The organism is Mixta tenebrionis, assembly GCF_006517625.1.
In the GTDB taxonomy this organism is placed as follows: domain Bacteria; phylum Pseudomonadota; class Gammaproteobacteria; order Enterobacterales; family Enterobacteriaceae; genus Mixta; species Mixta tenebrionis.
In genome coordinates, this window is the sequence record NZ_VHQI01000016.1 from 14678 (window position 1) to 29083 (window position 14406).

Sequence of the window (14406 nt, forward strand, 5' to 3'; positions counted from 1 at the left end):
ATGGAAAATAATAACCGACTGATGCCTCATATCAGGCGGACAACGCATATAATGATGTTTGCCCACCGCAACAGCTTCGATTTTCATTTCTTTAATGCCCGCTAGTCTTTCGACTATGGGCGCCTCAGCATACAGGTCTTCCTGAATCCTGGTTATTACCGGTTGCTGCTGGTAACTAACCGCGCTCACTCCCAATAAAACCTTTATTCAGCAGTATCCGGACTGCGAGGGTTTTTGTTTCCAGAAAGCATAACACTGATATTGATTTATCAGCGGCAAGCTATTGCTTTTATTCCGGAGTAATCAATTTCTTTTTTAAGAAATTGAGGGCCTGCTATTATCTGAAAATAAAGAGATGAAAATGAGTGCTTTAAAAATTGCCGTTAGTAACACCTGCCCCAACTGTTTTGCTACCCAGCGCAGCAGGGTACAGGTTGGTGAAACTAATTTTATCGACGTTGCCGCCGCTGTATTAACAATGAAAGATGTGGCCAGCGGCAAACTCGATGAGATCGGCGCTACCGGTTATAACATCCCGGTGTTTATCGCGATTAATAAAGATGAGGTTGTGCCGTCTGAATATATGCCATTAATTCAGGGCGTATTTGAGCACGATGAAACCCGCAGTGATTTCTATGGTCGTCAGCTGGAAGCCGCCGCGCATAAATATGAAACTCAACTGCGTCCGCCGTTTTTCAGCGCGCTGGTGGATTACGTTAAGCAGGGCAACAGCGCGTTTGACTGCCCCGGACACCAGGGCGGTGAATTTTTCCGTCGCCATCCTGCGGGTAATCAGTTTGTTGAATACTTTGGCGAAACGCTGTTCCGTTCAGATTTGTGCAACGCCGACGTCGCCATGGGCGACCTGCTGATCCATGAAGGCGCGCCGTGCGCCGCCCAGCAGCATGCGGCGAAGGTATTTAATGCGGATAAAACCTATTTCGTACTGAACGGCACCTCCTCCTCTAATAAAGTGGTGCTCAATGCCCTGCTTACCCCAGGGGATTTGGTGCTGTTCGATCGTAACAACCATAAATCCAACCACCACGGCGCGCTGTTGCAGGCCGGGGCCACGCCGATTTACCTTGAAACCGCGCGTAACCCGTACGGCTTTATCGGCGGTATCGACGCCCACTGCTTTGAAGAAAACTATCTGCGCGATCTTATTGCGGAAGCCGCGCCGCGTCGGGCGAAAGATGCGCGTCCGTTCCGCCTGGCGGTGATTCAGTTAGGCACCTATGACGGTACGATTTATAACGCCCGTCAGGTGGTCGATAAAATTGGTCACCTGTGCGATTACATCCTGTTTGACTCCGCGTGGGTCGGTTACGAGCAGTTTATTCCGATGATGGCCGACTGCTCTCCGCTGCTGCTGGAGCTGAATGAAAACGATCCGGGCATTCTGGTTACTCAGTCCGTACATAAACAGCAGGCTGGCTTCTCGCAGACGTCGCAGATCCATAAAAAAGACAGCCATATCAAAGGGCAGCAGCGCTATGTGCCGCATAAGCGCCTCAACAATGCCTTTATGATGCACGCCTCCACCAGTCCGTTCTATCCGCTGTTTGCCGCGCTGGATATCAACGCGAAAATGCACGAGGGCGAAAGCGGGCGCAATATGTGGATGGATTGCGTAATGAACGGTATCAAGGCGCGTAAGCTGATCCTGGAAAGTTGCAAACATATCCGTCCATTTGTGCCGCACAGTGTGGATGGCAAACCGTGGCAGTCTTATGAAACCGCTCAAATCGCCGTTGACCTGCGCTTTTTCGCGTTTGGCCCAGGCGAACGCTGGCATGCGTTTGAAGGCTATGCCGATCATCAATATTTTGTCGATCCGTGCAAATTACTGCTCACCACGCCGGGCATCAACACCGCAACCGGTGAGTATGAGGCGTTCGGCGTACCGGCCACCATTCTCGCTAACTACCTGCGTGAAAACGGCATCGTCCCGGAAAAATGCGATCTCAACTCCATTCTGTTCCTGCTCACCCCGGCGGAAGATATGGCCAAGCTGCAGCAGCTGGTCGCCCTGCTGGCGCAGTTTGAAACCCTGCTTGAACACGACGCGCCGCTGAAAGATGTGCTGCCCTCTATCTATCGTCAGCATGAAGCGCGCTATGCCGGCTACACCCTGCGCCAGCTGTGCCAGGAGATGCATGACCTCTACGCCCGTCACAATGTGAAACAGCTGCAGAAAGAGATGTTCCGTCGGGCGCACTTCCCGGACGTGCGGATGAACCCGCAGGAGGCCAACTACGCCTACCTGCGCGGCAACGTGGATCTGGTGCCGCTGCCGGAAGCGGAAGGCCGTATCGCCGCTGAAGGCGCGCTTCCTTATCCGCCGGGAGTGCTGTGTGTGGTTCCGGGCGAGGTCTGGGGCGGCGCGGTACTGCATTATTTCACCGCGCTTGAGGAGGGCATCAATCTGCTGCCGGGCTTTGCGCCGGAGCTGCAGGGGGTTTACATCCAGGAAAACGACGGGCGCAAACAGGTCTGGTGCTATGTGATCGCGTCAGGCGCAACAAGGGGCGCGTTGCTGAAAGAGGAAAACCTATGAGTAAGTCGAGCAACAAAATGGGCGTTGTTCAGCTCACCGTCCTGACGATGGTTAACATGATGGGCTCCGGCATCATTATGTTACCGACCAAGCTGGCGGAAGTGGGGACGATCTCCATTATCTCCTGGCTGGTGACGGCGGTAGGTTCGATGGCGCTGGCATGGGCCTTCGCAAAATGTGGGATGTTCAGCCGCAAATCGGGCGGGATGGGCGGCTACGCCGAGTACGCTTTCGGTAAGTCAGGCAATTTTATGGCCAACTATACCTATGGCGTGTCGCTGCTGATCGCGAATGTCGCTATCGCCATTTCCGCCGTGGGCTATGGCACCGAACTATTCGGCGCCGCCCTGTCGCCGGTTCAGATTGGTCTGGCGACCATCGGCGTACTGTGGATCTGTACCGTCGCCAACTTCGGTGGCGCGCGCATTACCGGGCAAATCAGCAGCATCACCGTATGGGGCGTTATCATTCCGGTAGTCGGCCTGTGCGCGATCGGCTGGTTCTGGTTTAGCCCGACGATGTACGTCAACGCCTGGAACCCGCATCATGCGCCGTTCTTCAGCGCGGTGGGGTCATCCATCGCCATGACGCTGTGGGCTTTCCTCGGCCTGGAATCCGCCTGCGCCAACACCGATGTGGTTGATAATCCGGAGCGCAATGTGCCCATCGCGGTGTTGGGCGGCACGCTGGGCGCAGCGGTAATCTATATCATCTCTACCAATGTGATTGCCGGCATCGTACCGAATATGGATCTGGCGAATTCCACGGCGCCGTTTGGTCTGGCCTTCGCCCGGATGTTTACGCCTGCCGTAGGCAACGTCATTATGGGACTGATGATTATGTCCTGCTGCGGTTCGCTGCTCGGCTGGCAGTTCACCATCGCGCAGGTGTTTAAATCCTCTGCGGATGAAGGTTATTTCCCGAAAATCTTCTCACGCGCATCCTCATCCGGCGCGCCGGTACAGGGAATGCTGACCATCGTGATTCTGCAAACCGGCCTGTCGTTGATGACCATTAGCCCGTCGCTGAATAATCAGTTTAACGTGCTGGTTAACCTGGCCGTGGTCACCAATATTATTCCGTATATCCTGTCGATGGCGGCGCTGGTGATTATTCAGAAAATGGCCGGTCAGGATGCGGCGAAGGCGCGCCCTGCCAATATCATCGCTTTTATCGGCGCCATGTACAGCTTCTACGCGCTTTACTCTTCGGGCGAAGAGGCGATGCTCTACGGCGCCATCGTCACCTTCCTGGGATGGACGCTTTACGGCCTTGTCTCTCCGCGCTTTGAGCTGAAAGATAAACACAGCTAAGCGTTTCCCGGCGGTATGAGGTCTGTACCGCCGGGCTTGTATTGATGCCGTCTGGCGCTTAAGTAACAAGAGATTCCATTTTCTGCGCCGCGACGCGCTCTTTACGTTGCCGCTCCAGCTCCAGCGCTCCGCGGTGGGAAAGATAGCAGAATAAAATACAGCAGATAATGCCGCCCATCAGCAGAAAGAAGCCGCCGTGCCAGCCCATTTTATCCACCATCACGCCGAACAGGCTGGTGCCCAGCGAGGCGCCGAAGATATAGCTCATAAAACCACGCAGGCCGACGGCTGAACCCACAGCGTAGCTGGGAACAATTTCCATGGTTTGCACCGAAGCCAGGAACTGAGGGACGTAGATCAGGCAGCCGACAATCGCGGCGAATATCGTCACCATCAGCAGGGATTCGCTCTTCCAGTAACCGATCAGGCAGATAAAGATCAGCGCCATGCAGATCATCGCCAGCGGCATGCGGCGTCCTTTAAACAGTTTATCCGACAGCCAGCCGGCCAGCAGAGTAGAGGGGATGGCCGCCCATTCAAAAAACAGGAAGGCCACGCTCATCTGTTCTTTAGAAAAATGCTTCACCGTCAACAGATAGATAGGCAGCCAGCTAATCATGCCGAAGCGCACCATGTAGACGAACACATCCACCAGAGAGATATACCAGGCGTTTTTATTGCGCAGCACACAGGTAGAAAAGATCTGCCACGCGCTCATATTTTCCGGCGCGGTCGCGGCCTGTTTGGTTTTCACGATGATTTTTTCTTCCGGCATCAGCTCTTCCAGCGCCGGCAGGCCCTCTTTGCGCGGCGAGCCTTTGCCCAGCAGCAGAACGATACCTGCAAAGATCAGCGCCACGCAGGCCGGCACAATGTAGCTGGCGCTCTGCCAGTGCTCGCTGCCGAGCAGCGCGAAAGCGGCGCCGACGATCGGGGCGACCACGCCGCCGCCGAGATTATGAGAGATATTCCAGAACGCGCCGACGCGTCCCCGCTCCCGGCGTGGAAACCAGTTGGCGATGGTGATAAAAGAGGGCCCGACGCCCATTCCCTGAAACAGGCCGTTAAGCACCACCAGGGCGACAAAAACCCAGAATGCAGCGCTGAAGCCCAGGCCGACATTAACCAGGGCGCACAGCACCAGACCGCAGGCCATAAAAACTTTCGGGCTGGCTTTATCCGCCAGGCTGCTCATCACCCCTTTACTGATCCCATAGGCGATCAGCATGCAGCTGCTGAGCAGGCCGATCTGCGTAGCGCTGAGATCTAACTGCTCTTTTAAATAGGGAGTGGAGAGCGTGAAGTTATTACGCACGATATAGTACGCCAGATAGCCGAGAAATACGCTAAGCAGCGCCTGCATACGGTAGCGATAATACGTTTTCTCTACTTCATCGGCAGCAACTTTTTGCGCGGATCGCCCCGTCTTTAATATTGATAACATGTCGTCACCTGTATTTTATATTGCCGTGAGTTTCAGGATTATTCAGCAGGCAGAGTGCAATGGACGCGGGTGGAACTCAAGTTGCCATAATGAGTCATATTTGACTCAAATTAATGAACAGCAGGGTTATTTTTGACGCATATTGCTTCAGGCGAGAGTGAAATAATTAAATTTAATCTGATTTTATTGTCCTGTGCGGATATTAACAAATCCTGTCGCTATTATCTGGTAGGCTGCCAGAATATTTACCGCTGCCTGACCAATATTTCCCTGTTGGCCTCTTATTGCCGGCTAAAACTTATAAACGGGTAAGTTTTGTCTCATGACTAAATGTGTGGAAAATTAATATCTATGAATGGGATCACATCTGTGTGGCTTCGCCAGCCGGCTGTTGCTGGCAAAGCGGCGCTGCTGCTGTTAATCAGCACGCTGTGCAGGCCCAGCGCGGCGCAAAACAATGAGCTGGTGATGGCGACCACTTTCTCCCCCGGCACCACCGCGTGGATTATTCAGCGCTGGCAGAGGGAGCCGGGGGCGGTAAGGATCCGGACGCTTAACCGCACCAGCGCCTCGCTGGAGCAGCTGCTGGATGCGGAAAACAGGGAAAATGTCGATCTACTGCTGACGTCGTCTCCGATGCTGCTGCAGCACCTTCAGGAGCACCGCAAGCTGGCTCTGTTCGACGGCATCGCGCCCGCCAGCCAGCGCCTGGTGCCGGAATCTATTCGTTCCACTGCCGTCGCGGTTGCGATATCCGGCTTTGGTTTGCTGGTTAACCGCCCGGCGCTGGCGGCCAGAAACCTGCCCGCGCCCGGCGACTGGGATGATTTGACCGCTGCCCGCTATCAGGGGACGCTGCTGATGAGCAGCCCATCGCGCTCGGACACCAACCATTTAATGGTGGAGTCGCTGCTGCAGCAGCAAGGCTGGACGCAGGGCTGGCAAACGCTGTTGGCGAGCGCCGGCAATCTGGTAACCATCTCCTCACGCAGTTTTGGCGTTGCGGATAAGATCAAAAGCGGGCTGGGGATGGCCGGGCCGGTGATTGATAACTATGCCAATCTGCTGCTGGACGATGCGCGCCTGGCTTTCGCCTATTTTCCGCAAACGGCCGTAGCGCCGACCTACGTGGCGGTCCTGAACAACAGCCAGCACGCCGGCGAAGCGCGACGCTTTATTCGCTATTTACTCAGCCCGGAAGGGCAGCGGATGCTTGCCGACGCGAATACCGGCAAATATCCGGTTACGCCGCTGGCGGCTGATAATCCACGCGCGGCGCAGCAGCGGGTTTTGTTGGCGCGGTCGCCGCTAAATTATCGTTTGATCCTGAAGCGGCAGCGGCTGGTACAGCGCATGTTTGATACCGCGATCAGCTTTCGTCTCGCGCAGCTGAAAGATGTCTGGCGGGCGCTGCACAGCGCGGAGGCGCGGGTAAAACGCCCGCTGCCTGAGATTCGCGCGCTGTTAACCCGCATACCGGTAGATGCGGCCAGCAGCGAAGATGAAGCCTGGCTGGCGCAGTTTGACAATAAAAGCTTTGCGGAGCAGCAAATGATGGCGTGGCAGCGCTGGTTTCTTGATAACCAGCGTCAGGCGATCCTGAAACTGGAAGAGCTGAAATGAAGTGCGGCTCATGGCTGCAACGCCTGCGGCAAATCAGTATCAGCAGCAGCTTACGGGGCGCTTTTTTAATGGGCGCGCTGCTGACGCTGTTTGTCAGCAGCGTCAGCCTTTACTCCTGGTATGAACAAAGCTCGCAAATACGCTATTCGCTGGATGAGTATTTTCCCGGCATCCATTCCGCCTTTCAGATAGAGGGCAATCTCAATCTGGTGGTGGACCAGCTCAATGAGTTCTTGCTGGCGCCGAATACCGCCGTAAGGCTTCAGCTGCGTAATCAAATTATCCAGCACCTGGATAAAATCGAGCGGCTCAGCCAGCAGTTATCACGCCCGGAGCGCCGGCAGCTGGCGGCGATTTTACAGCAGAGCCGGGCGCTGCTGTCTGAGCTGGACGACGCGCTCTACAACATGTTTTTGGTGGATGAAAAGGTCAGCGTCATTTCTGCGCGCATCGACTGGCTACACGATGATTTCAACAGCGAGCTGAACTCTCTGCTGCAGGACTTTACCTGGCAACAGGGAACGCTGCTGGATCAAATCGCATCCCTGCCGGGCGACGCGGCGCACTACCTGAAACGCTGCCGCGAAGTACAGAATGAGCAACAGCAGGTTTACACCCTGGCGCGTATTGAAAATCAAATAGTAGCCGACCTGCGCGACAGGCTTATTGAACTGAAGTCCGGCAACGATGACGACAGGCTGGTTGAGACGCATATTCGCTATCTGATAAATCTGCAGCAAACGGTGGAAGAAAATCTCCGTATGCTGAATGACTGGCCGGGCGCCATTACCCTGCGGCAGACTATCGATGAGCTGCTGGAAATCGGCCTGGCGAAAAACAATATGCCGGACGCCATGCGCGACTATATTGCCGCACGTAAAGCGCTGCTGGAGGCCAGCCGCACCAGGGAGGTGACGCTGGGGCGTTTCCGGACGCTGCTGGAGGCGCAGCTGGGCAGCAATCACCAGCAAATGCAGCGGCTTAATCAGCGTATGGAGCGGATTGTGCAGGTCAGCGGCGGATTAATACTGGTGGCGACCTTACTGGCGCTGCTGCTGGCGTGGGGGCTTAACCGCTATTTTATCCGTACGCGGCTGGTGCAGCGCTTTAACGCGCTGAATCAGGCGGTGGTGCAGATCGGCCTGGGCCGCACGGACGCAGATATTCCGGTTTATGGTCATGATGAACTGGGGCGTATCGCCGGGCTGCTTCGCCGCACGCTGGGACAGCTCAGCGCGCAAAGGCAGCTGCTTGAGCTGGAAGTTGCGGAACGCAAAACGATTGAAGCCGATCTGCGCGCCACCCAGGATGAGCTGATCCAGACGGCGAAACTGGCGGTAGTCGGGCAGACGATGACCACGCTGGCGCACGAAATCAACCAGCCGCTGAACGCGCTGTCAATGTACCTGTTTACCGCAGGAAGGGCCGTTGAGCGGGGGCAGACGCAGCAGACAAGCGCCATTTTAGGCAAAGCGGAAGGGCTGATTCATCGTATTGACGCCATTATTCGCTCGCTGCGCCAGTTTACCCGCCGCGCAGAGCCGGAAACGCCGCTGCAGGCGGTAGATTTACGTCAGACATTTATCGCGGCGTGGGAGCTGCTGGCAATGCGGCACCGCCCCCAGCAGGGAACGCTTTCGCTGCCGGATGGCGCGATGCTGGTGCGTGGCGATGAAGTACGGATCCAGCAGGTGCTGGTGAACGTGCTGGCAAACGCCCTTGATGTCTGTCCGGGCGGGGCGAAGATTAGGGTGAGCTGGCGCCCGCAGGGAGACACGCTTGAAGTGCTGATTGCCGATAACGGCCCCGGCTGGCCTGAAGCCTTACTGCCGTCGTTGCTGAAACCCTTTACCACCAGTAAGGCTATCGGGCTTGGTATCGGTCTCTCTATTTGCGTTTCGCTGATGGCGCAGATGGCGGGCGCACTGCGTCTGGCATCAACGCTGAGGCGCAACGCTGCTGTGGTGCTGCAATTCAATTTGACGGATGGGCAAGATGTCAGGTAATGAATGTTCGATTCTGCTGATTGATGATGATGCTGATGTGCTGGATGCCTACGCCTCCCTGCTTGAGCAGGCGGGATATCAGGTTTGCGCCTGCAACAATCCCGTTGAGGCCAGAGCGTGGGTGAAAAAGGACTGGCCCGGCATTGTGCTGAGCGATGTTTGCATGCCCGGCTGCTCAGGCATCGATTTGATGACGCTGTTTCATCAGGACGATCCGCAGCTGCCGATTTTGCTTATCACCGGGCATGGCGATGTGCCGATGGCGGTAGAGGCGGTAAAGAAAGGCGCGCAGGATTTTCTGCAGAAACCGGTAGATCCCGCCCGGCTGCTCGCTCTGGTTGAGCAGGCCCTACGCCAGAGGCGCGCGGTTATTGCGCGTCGTCATTACCGTCAGCAGACGCTGCAGGCTGAGCTGATCGGGCGCAGCGCCTGGATAGAGCGCTATCGTCGTCGTCTGGAGCAGCTGGCGGAAACGGATCTGGCGGTCTGGTTTTACGGCGAGCCGGGAACCGGGCGAATGAGCGGAGCCCGCTATTTGCATCAGCTGGGACGCCATGCCGCAGGGCCGTTTATCTACCGGGAGCTGACGCCGGAAAACGCATCGCAGCTTAATGAAATGATGGCGCAGGCGCGGAACGGAACGTTAGTGTTAAGCCACCCTGGGCATCTGACCCGTGAACAGCAGCAGCACCTGATACAGCTGCAAAGCCTGGAGCCTCGTCCGTTTCGCCTGATCGGCACAGGTACTGTTTCGCTGGCGCAGCTGGCGGCCGACGGACAGATAATGGCGGAATTCTATTACTGCTTCGCCATGACCCATATTGCCTGCCTGCCCCTGGCGCAGCGGCCTGACGATATTGCGCCGCTGTTTCATCACTATCTGCAAAAAGCCTGTCAGCGGCTGAACCGTCCTCTGCCGGCGGTCGATAATGGATTGCTGAAAGCGCTGGAGCGCCGCGTCTGGCTAAGCAATGTTCGCGAGCTGGCGCATGCCGCCGAACTGTTTGCCGTCGGCGTGTCGCCACTCACGGCCACGGCGGATCCGCAGCTGCGCATCGGCTCACCGCTCCCGCTTGATCATCGCCTTGAGGAGGCGGAGCGGCGCATCATCACCGAAGCGCTAAATATTCATCAGGGACGGATTAACGAGGCGGCGAGCTACCTTAAAATCCCGCGCAAAAAGCTCTACCTGCGCATGAAGAAATATCAGCTGGATAAAAAGCACTACAAGGCATAGCCGGGGGCGGCGCGAATATTTACGGGCGGCTGGATGGGCGACGGAAGTTTATTTCGCAATTTATTTTATTCTGTGAGAATTCTCTTAATAACAAGCGAAAGGATTGATTATATTGTTTGCGCCGGCGGCGACGGCTTTACCATGAAAAAGGCGATGAAAAGTTATTTTTGAATACACGGCAATAACATTTGGCCCCCTCTGTTAACAGGGGCGACGTGGACAGGCTAATTTGATTCATATACGGAACTTAAGTAAAAGCTATTCAGGAAATATTATCCTGCATGATATTAACCTCGATATTATGCAGGGTGAGATCCACGGGCTGCTTGGCGCCAGCGGCGCGGGAAAATCAACGCTGCTGCGTTGTATTAACGGTATTGAACAGGTCAGCGATAAAAGCCGCATCCGCGTCGATAATACGGAGATTCTGTCTCTTTCTCCCGCAGGATTAAGGGCCTTTCGTAAGAATATTGGCATGATTTTCCAGGATTTCGCTTTACTGCAGAGAAAAACCGCGCTGGAAAACGTGCTGTTGCCAATGAGATGCTGGCGGCAGGCTGGCGCAAAGATGCGCGCGCGCGCCATGCACCTGCTGGAGTGCGTCGGTATGGAAGAAAAAGCCGGCTGCCGTCCGGCTGAGTTATCCGGGGGCCAGAAACAGCGGGTCGCCATTGCCAGAGCGCTGGCGTTGCAGCCTAAAGTTTTGCTTTGTGATGAGGCCACATCGGCATTAGATCCGGCAACGGCGAAATCTATTCTGGATTTGCTGAAGTCGATTAACGCGCAATCCGGCATAACCATTGTGATGGTTGCCCATCAGATGGAGGTAGTAAAATATGCCTGTGACAGATTATCCGTGCTTGAGCATGGGAAACTGAGCCTGACAGACAGCGTTGAGAATATTTTTCTGCGTCAGCCGGCGGCATTAGCTGAGCTTTCCGCTCACGCCGATATCGCGCTGCAGGCTAACGAAACCGGTTTTATTATTACGCTTGCCGATATTACACAGAGCGCAGCGGTGCTCTGTTCGCTGGCAAAACTGGCTAACGGCAAGCTGCGCATATTATTTACCCGCAGCGATAGCTGTAAAACCGCTACGGTCGTCCATTACACCATGGCAGCGCCCCAGGCTGACGCAATGCGAATTATTACCTGCCTTAAAGAAAATAATATTCGGTTTCAGAAGCTGGCTGCTTGATGTCTGAGTTGGCATGTCATGCTACTTAACAGGAAACAGGCTATGTTGATCGATTTTGCGCAAAGCCGCGTGTTTGAATATCTGCCTAAAGTTATTTTGCCCGCCTGTCTCGCCACTCTGGCAATGCTGGTGATTTCTCTGTTGTTAAGTACTATTGTCGGAGTGAGCATTGCCGTAATGCTTACCCTGTCGCATCCGAAAGGGCTGGCGCCCAACAGATACCTTTACCGTATTTTTAATACCCTGATTGATGCCATCCGCTCCTTTCCCGCCATTATATTAATTGTGCTCTTTACGCCGTTAACGCGCTGGCTTATTGGCACATCGGTTGGCTGGATCGCCGCGGTGGTGCCTTTAACCATAGTGGCGTTTCCCGCCGTTGCCCGGCTAATAGAAAATGCCTTGCTGGAAGTGGATAAAAACGTGATTTTAGCCGCCAGATCGTTTGGCGCCAGCAACCGGCAGATTATTACTAAAGTCATGTTTTCTGAAGCGGCGCCGGCGATTGTTTCCAGCATGACCTTTGCTTCCATTCAGCTGCTTGCCAATACCGCCCTGGCCGGCGCGGTAGGCGCCGGTGGACTGGGAGCCGTCGCGCTGACCTATGGCTATCAGCGGTTTGACGATCTTATGACCTATGCCGTCGTCTTTATTTTGTCGGTTATTGTTCTCGTTATTCAGTACATTGGCCGAATCACTTACCGGTTATTTAAATAATATCAGCAGCGGGAGGTATTCTGTGAGAAATGACGCGCTCTGGATTAAGGTCATGCTGGAGTTAAAACGCGCTCCGGTTGGCATCCGCTTTTTATACGATAAAGATGAATATGATTCATGCCCGACCGCCGAGCTGTCAGGCCCGCTGCCTTACTGTGCGGCGGTAAAGAACGCAGCTGCCGGCATCCCCTGCAAGTTAACCCTGCGGCAATCGGCCTGTTTGTCCGGGGCCAGAGCTTTAGGATTGTTAAAACCGCAGGATGATATTGTCCATCCCAATGATATTGCCTCCGGTAAGCGCCATTACAATATGGGGCTTTATGCGGATTATGTCATTAGCCGTCAGATAGCCAAAGATATGGTCTACTGTAATCACCAGGTCTACGGTATAGAAATAGCCGAGCTTGCGCTGTATACGGATTATCATCCTGATTTGGTGATTATTATTGCGAACGCCGCCAGCGCAATGCGTTTGATTCAGGGCTATTGCTATCACTATGGACAGCTTAAGAACGTTAAGGTAGCAGGCAATCAGGCCATCTGTCAGGAGTGTACTTCTTATCCTTTTGAAATGAATCAGGTTAACGTTTCTTTATTATGTTCCGGCACCCGTCAGGTGGCCAAATGGGATAATGACGAAATGGGGATCGGCATCCCCTTTAACCAGCTGGATAAGATCGTTGACGGTATTCGCCAGACCGCTAACCCGATGGAGAATAATAAAAGCAAGAAATCTATTCAACGCAAAGCCGCGCTTTATGGCGTGGCAGACCAGTTAGAGATTGAGCTGGGAAGTAACTACTACACCGGAGGTTACGGAACCATTGAATACCATAAAAGAAAAAAGGCTAACCAGCAGAAATAATTTTACAGGGAGAATAAAATGAGAAAGATAGTTGTTCTGGCGCTGTCTCTGTTCGCATCGTTAATCCTGACCGCCTGCGATCGAAAAAATGCGGATGTCTCCGCGGAAAACGTTAAAGTCGCCTGTACTGAGATTACCGAGCGTATCCTTGCTCCGGCGCTGCCGCTGCTGAAGGAAAAGGGCTTTAATATTGAAACCGTTATCGTTGATAACAATGTCAATGTCCTGAGAGCGATTAATGACGCAAGCGTTGACGCCGGGCTGGGCGTGCATATTAAATTTATGCAGAGTTTTAACCAGAAAAGCCACGGTCAGTTAGCAATGGTAAAGCCCTATCCCTTTACGACCGGCATTGGCCTTTACTCAGAGCGTTATGCACGTATCGCTGATTTACCGCAGGGCGCGACTATTGCCATAATGAACGATGCAATGAATATGGATCGCGGGCTACGCATCCTGCAGAACGCCGGTTTAATTCAGCTGAATACTGATAAAAAAGGCGAACTGAGCCTGCTTGATATCACCGGGAATCCGAGAAATTTTAAATTTCTGGATATGGATCAAATCCAGACGGTCAGAGCCTTGCCGGACGTGGATGCTTCGGTTGTTTTCTTTACGCATATGCGCAACGCCAATAAAGATTTTCGCTCATATCTGATTAGGGATCGTGACGCGCAGCAATTTCCGATGGGGCTGGTTGTGCTGCAGCCTAACATTGATAAACCCTGGGCGAAGGCGTTAGCGGAAGCGTTAAGATCGCAGCCGGTTCGGGAAGGTATAACGCGTAATTTCGACGGCGTTTTTGAATATTATGACTAACCGCAACGCCCCTGAGGATATATTTGTGCAGGGGCGTTAAATCGCGGAGAGCAGAGATTAAGGAAGCATTTTGCTGTCCTGGCGGAAAATTTAATCACTGAGAAAATGGCGGACGTGGCTATAATTTTGAAATAGTCTGAAAAATAAAACTTAAGTGTGTTTTTTTAGCGTGCATGGTAATTAAATATTACTGCGATGCGCCGCTGTTACAGCTTCATTTTTTACAGCTTCGCTTTTGAAAAATGTTCATCGCTTACTCTGATCTTCACAGCCTGAACCGCTAAATAATTAAAACAGATTCAGGATGGCATACCGTGATTATGTAGCCAGGTCCGTTTTAGTACCGTGCATTTTATGAGATCCCGGCCAGATAATGTTGTTGACGGTATTCCTCCGGCGGCATATTGTTCAGCGATTCATGCGGGCGTTCACAGTTATATTCTGAGAACCATTTCTCTGTGATTTCCCGTAATTCGTTCAGCGTTCTGAACAGATAACAATCGAGTATTACTGTACGGTATGTCCGAAACGCTCAATGAAAGCGTTCCGCGTTGGCTTACCCGGCTGAATACATCCTTAACAGTTCGTCCGACTACAACCGACTTAATCACGGCGATGATCTGA

General features: G+C 53.8%; 11 protein-coding genes and 1 pseudogene. 10 read left to right on the forward strand and 2 right to left on the reverse strand.

Features of this window, described 5'->3' with window-relative positions; genetic code table 11:
• The 3 genes from speFL to potE all read left to right on the forward strand — a co-directional run bounded on the left by speFL (position 1) and on the right by potE (position 3873).
• On the forward strand, positions 1-105 hold the full coding sequence (gene speFL, locus FKM52_RS19225; protein WP_106875989.1) for a leader peptide SpeFL: 105 nt from the start codon (positions 1-3) through the stop codon (positions 103-105).
• 256 nt (positions 106-361) lie between these two features.
• Positions 362-2560, forward strand: a complete 2199-nt coding sequence (gene speF, locus FKM52_RS19230; RefSeq protein WP_141177775.1) for an ornithine decarboxylase SpeF — start codon at positions 362-364, stop codon at positions 2558-2560.
• On the forward strand, positions 2557-3873 hold the full coding sequence (potE, locus tag FKM52_RS19235) for a putrescine-ornithine antiporter (protein WP_141177776.1): 1317 nt from the start codon (positions 2557-2559) through the stop codon (positions 3871-3873). Before speF ends, potE begins: the two co-directional genes overlap by 4 nt.
• Positions 3874-3931: 58 nt before the next feature.
• On the opposite strand, the gene pgtP is transcribed toward potE, so the two are convergent.
• Positions 3932-5317 carry a phosphoglycerate transporter PgtP gene (gene pgtP / locus FKM52_RS19240; RefSeq protein WP_141177777.1) on the reverse strand — a complete coding sequence of 462 codons (1386 nt, stop codon included), beginning with the start codon at positions 5315-5317 and terminating at the stop codon, positions 3932-3934.
• 468 nt (positions 5318-5785) lie between these two features.
• On the opposite strand from pgtP, the gene pgtC reads away from it, so the two are divergent.
• From pgtC to FKM52_RS19275, 7 genes are all read left to right on the forward strand, one after another.
• Positions 5786-6940, forward strand: a complete 1155-nt coding sequence (gene pgtC, locus FKM52_RS19245; protein WP_246085559.1) for a phosphoglycerate transport regulator PgtC — start codon at positions 5786-5788, stop codon at positions 6938-6940.
• Entirely contained in the window at positions 6937-8946 is a 2010-nt protein-coding gene (gene pgtB, locus FKM52_RS19250; protein WP_141177779.1) for a two-component system sensor histidine kinase PgtB, read from the forward strand. The genes pgtC and pgtB overlap by 4 nt, the downstream gene beginning before the upstream one ends.
• Positions 8936-10183 carry a two-component system response regulator PgtA gene (pgtA, locus tag FKM52_RS19255; RefSeq protein ID WP_141177780.1) on the forward strand — a complete coding sequence of 416 codons (1248 nt, stop codon included), beginning with the start codon at positions 8936-8938 and terminating at the stop codon, positions 10181-10183. The genes pgtB and pgtA overlap by 11 nt, the downstream gene beginning before the upstream one ends.
• 229 nt (positions 10184-10412) lie before the next feature.
• Positions 10413-11381 carry a methionine ABC transporter ATP-binding protein gene (locus tag FKM52_RS19260; protein ID WP_141177781.1) on the forward strand — a complete coding sequence of 323 codons (969 nt, stop codon included), beginning with the start codon at positions 10413-10415 and terminating at the stop codon, positions 11379-11381.
• Positions 11382-11423: 42 nt separating this feature from the next.
• Positions 11424-12098, forward strand: coding sequence for a methionine ABC transporter permease (locus FKM52_RS19265; protein ID WP_141177782.1), 675 nt, complete (start codon positions 11424-11426; stop codon positions 12096-12098).
• A gap of 22 nt (positions 12099-12120) precedes the next feature.
• Positions 12121-12963 (forward strand): DUF169 domain-containing protein, encoded by an 843-nt coding sequence (locus tag FKM52_RS19270; protein WP_181407959.1) that lies wholly within the window; start codon positions 12121-12123, stop codon positions 12961-12963.
• Positions 12964-12981: 18 nt separating this feature from the next.
• Entirely contained in the window at positions 12982-13782 is an 801-nt protein-coding gene (locus tag FKM52_RS19275; RefSeq protein ID WP_141177784.1) for a MetQ/NlpA family ABC transporter substrate-binding protein, read from the forward strand.
• 352 nt (positions 13783-14134) lie between these two features.
• On the opposite strand, the pseudogene FKM52_RS19280 reads toward FKM52_RS19275, so the two are convergent.
• Positions 14135-14352: pseudogene (locus FKM52_RS19280) on the reverse strand (integrase core domain-containing protein); the annotation flags it as partial.
• Between the last annotated feature and the right edge of the window lie 54 nt (positions 14353-14406).

Excerpts from the sequence above, each read along its gene's own strand:
- pgtA (WP_141177780.1), top strand. The coding sequence starts at position 8,936 with ATGTCAGGTAATGAATGTTCGATTCTGCTGATTGATGATGATGCTGAT.
- potE (WP_141177776.1), top strand. The coding sequence starts at position 2,557 with ATGAGTAAGTCGAGCAACAAAATGGGCGTTGTTCAGCTCACCGTCCTG.
- speF (WP_141177775.1), top strand. The coding sequence starts at position 362 with ATGAGTGCTTTAAAAATTGCCGTTAGTAACACCTGCCCCAACTGTTTT.
- pgtB (WP_141177779.1), top strand. The coding sequence starts at position 6,937 with ATGAAGTGCGGCTCATGGCTGCAACGCCTGCGGCAAATCAGTATCAGC.
- FKM52_RS19265 (WP_141177782.1), top strand. The coding sequence starts at position 11,424 with ATGTTGATCGATTTTGCGCAAAGCCGCGTGTTTGAATATCTGCCTAAA.
- pgtC (WP_246085559.1), top strand. The coding sequence starts at position 5,786 with ATGGCGACCACTTTCTCCCCCGGCACCACCGCGTGGATTATTCAGCGC.
- pgtP (WP_141177777.1), bottom strand. The coding sequence starts at position 5,317 with ATGTTATCAATATTAAAGACGGGGCGATCCGCGCAAAAAGTTGCTGCC.
- speFL (WP_106875989.1), top strand. The coding sequence starts at position 1 with ATGGAAAATAATAACCGACTGATGCCTCATATCAGGCGGACAACGCAT.
- FKM52_RS19275 (WP_141177784.1), top strand. The coding sequence starts at position 12,982 with ATGAGAAAGATAGTTGTTCTGGCGCTGTCTCTGTTCGCATCGTTAATC.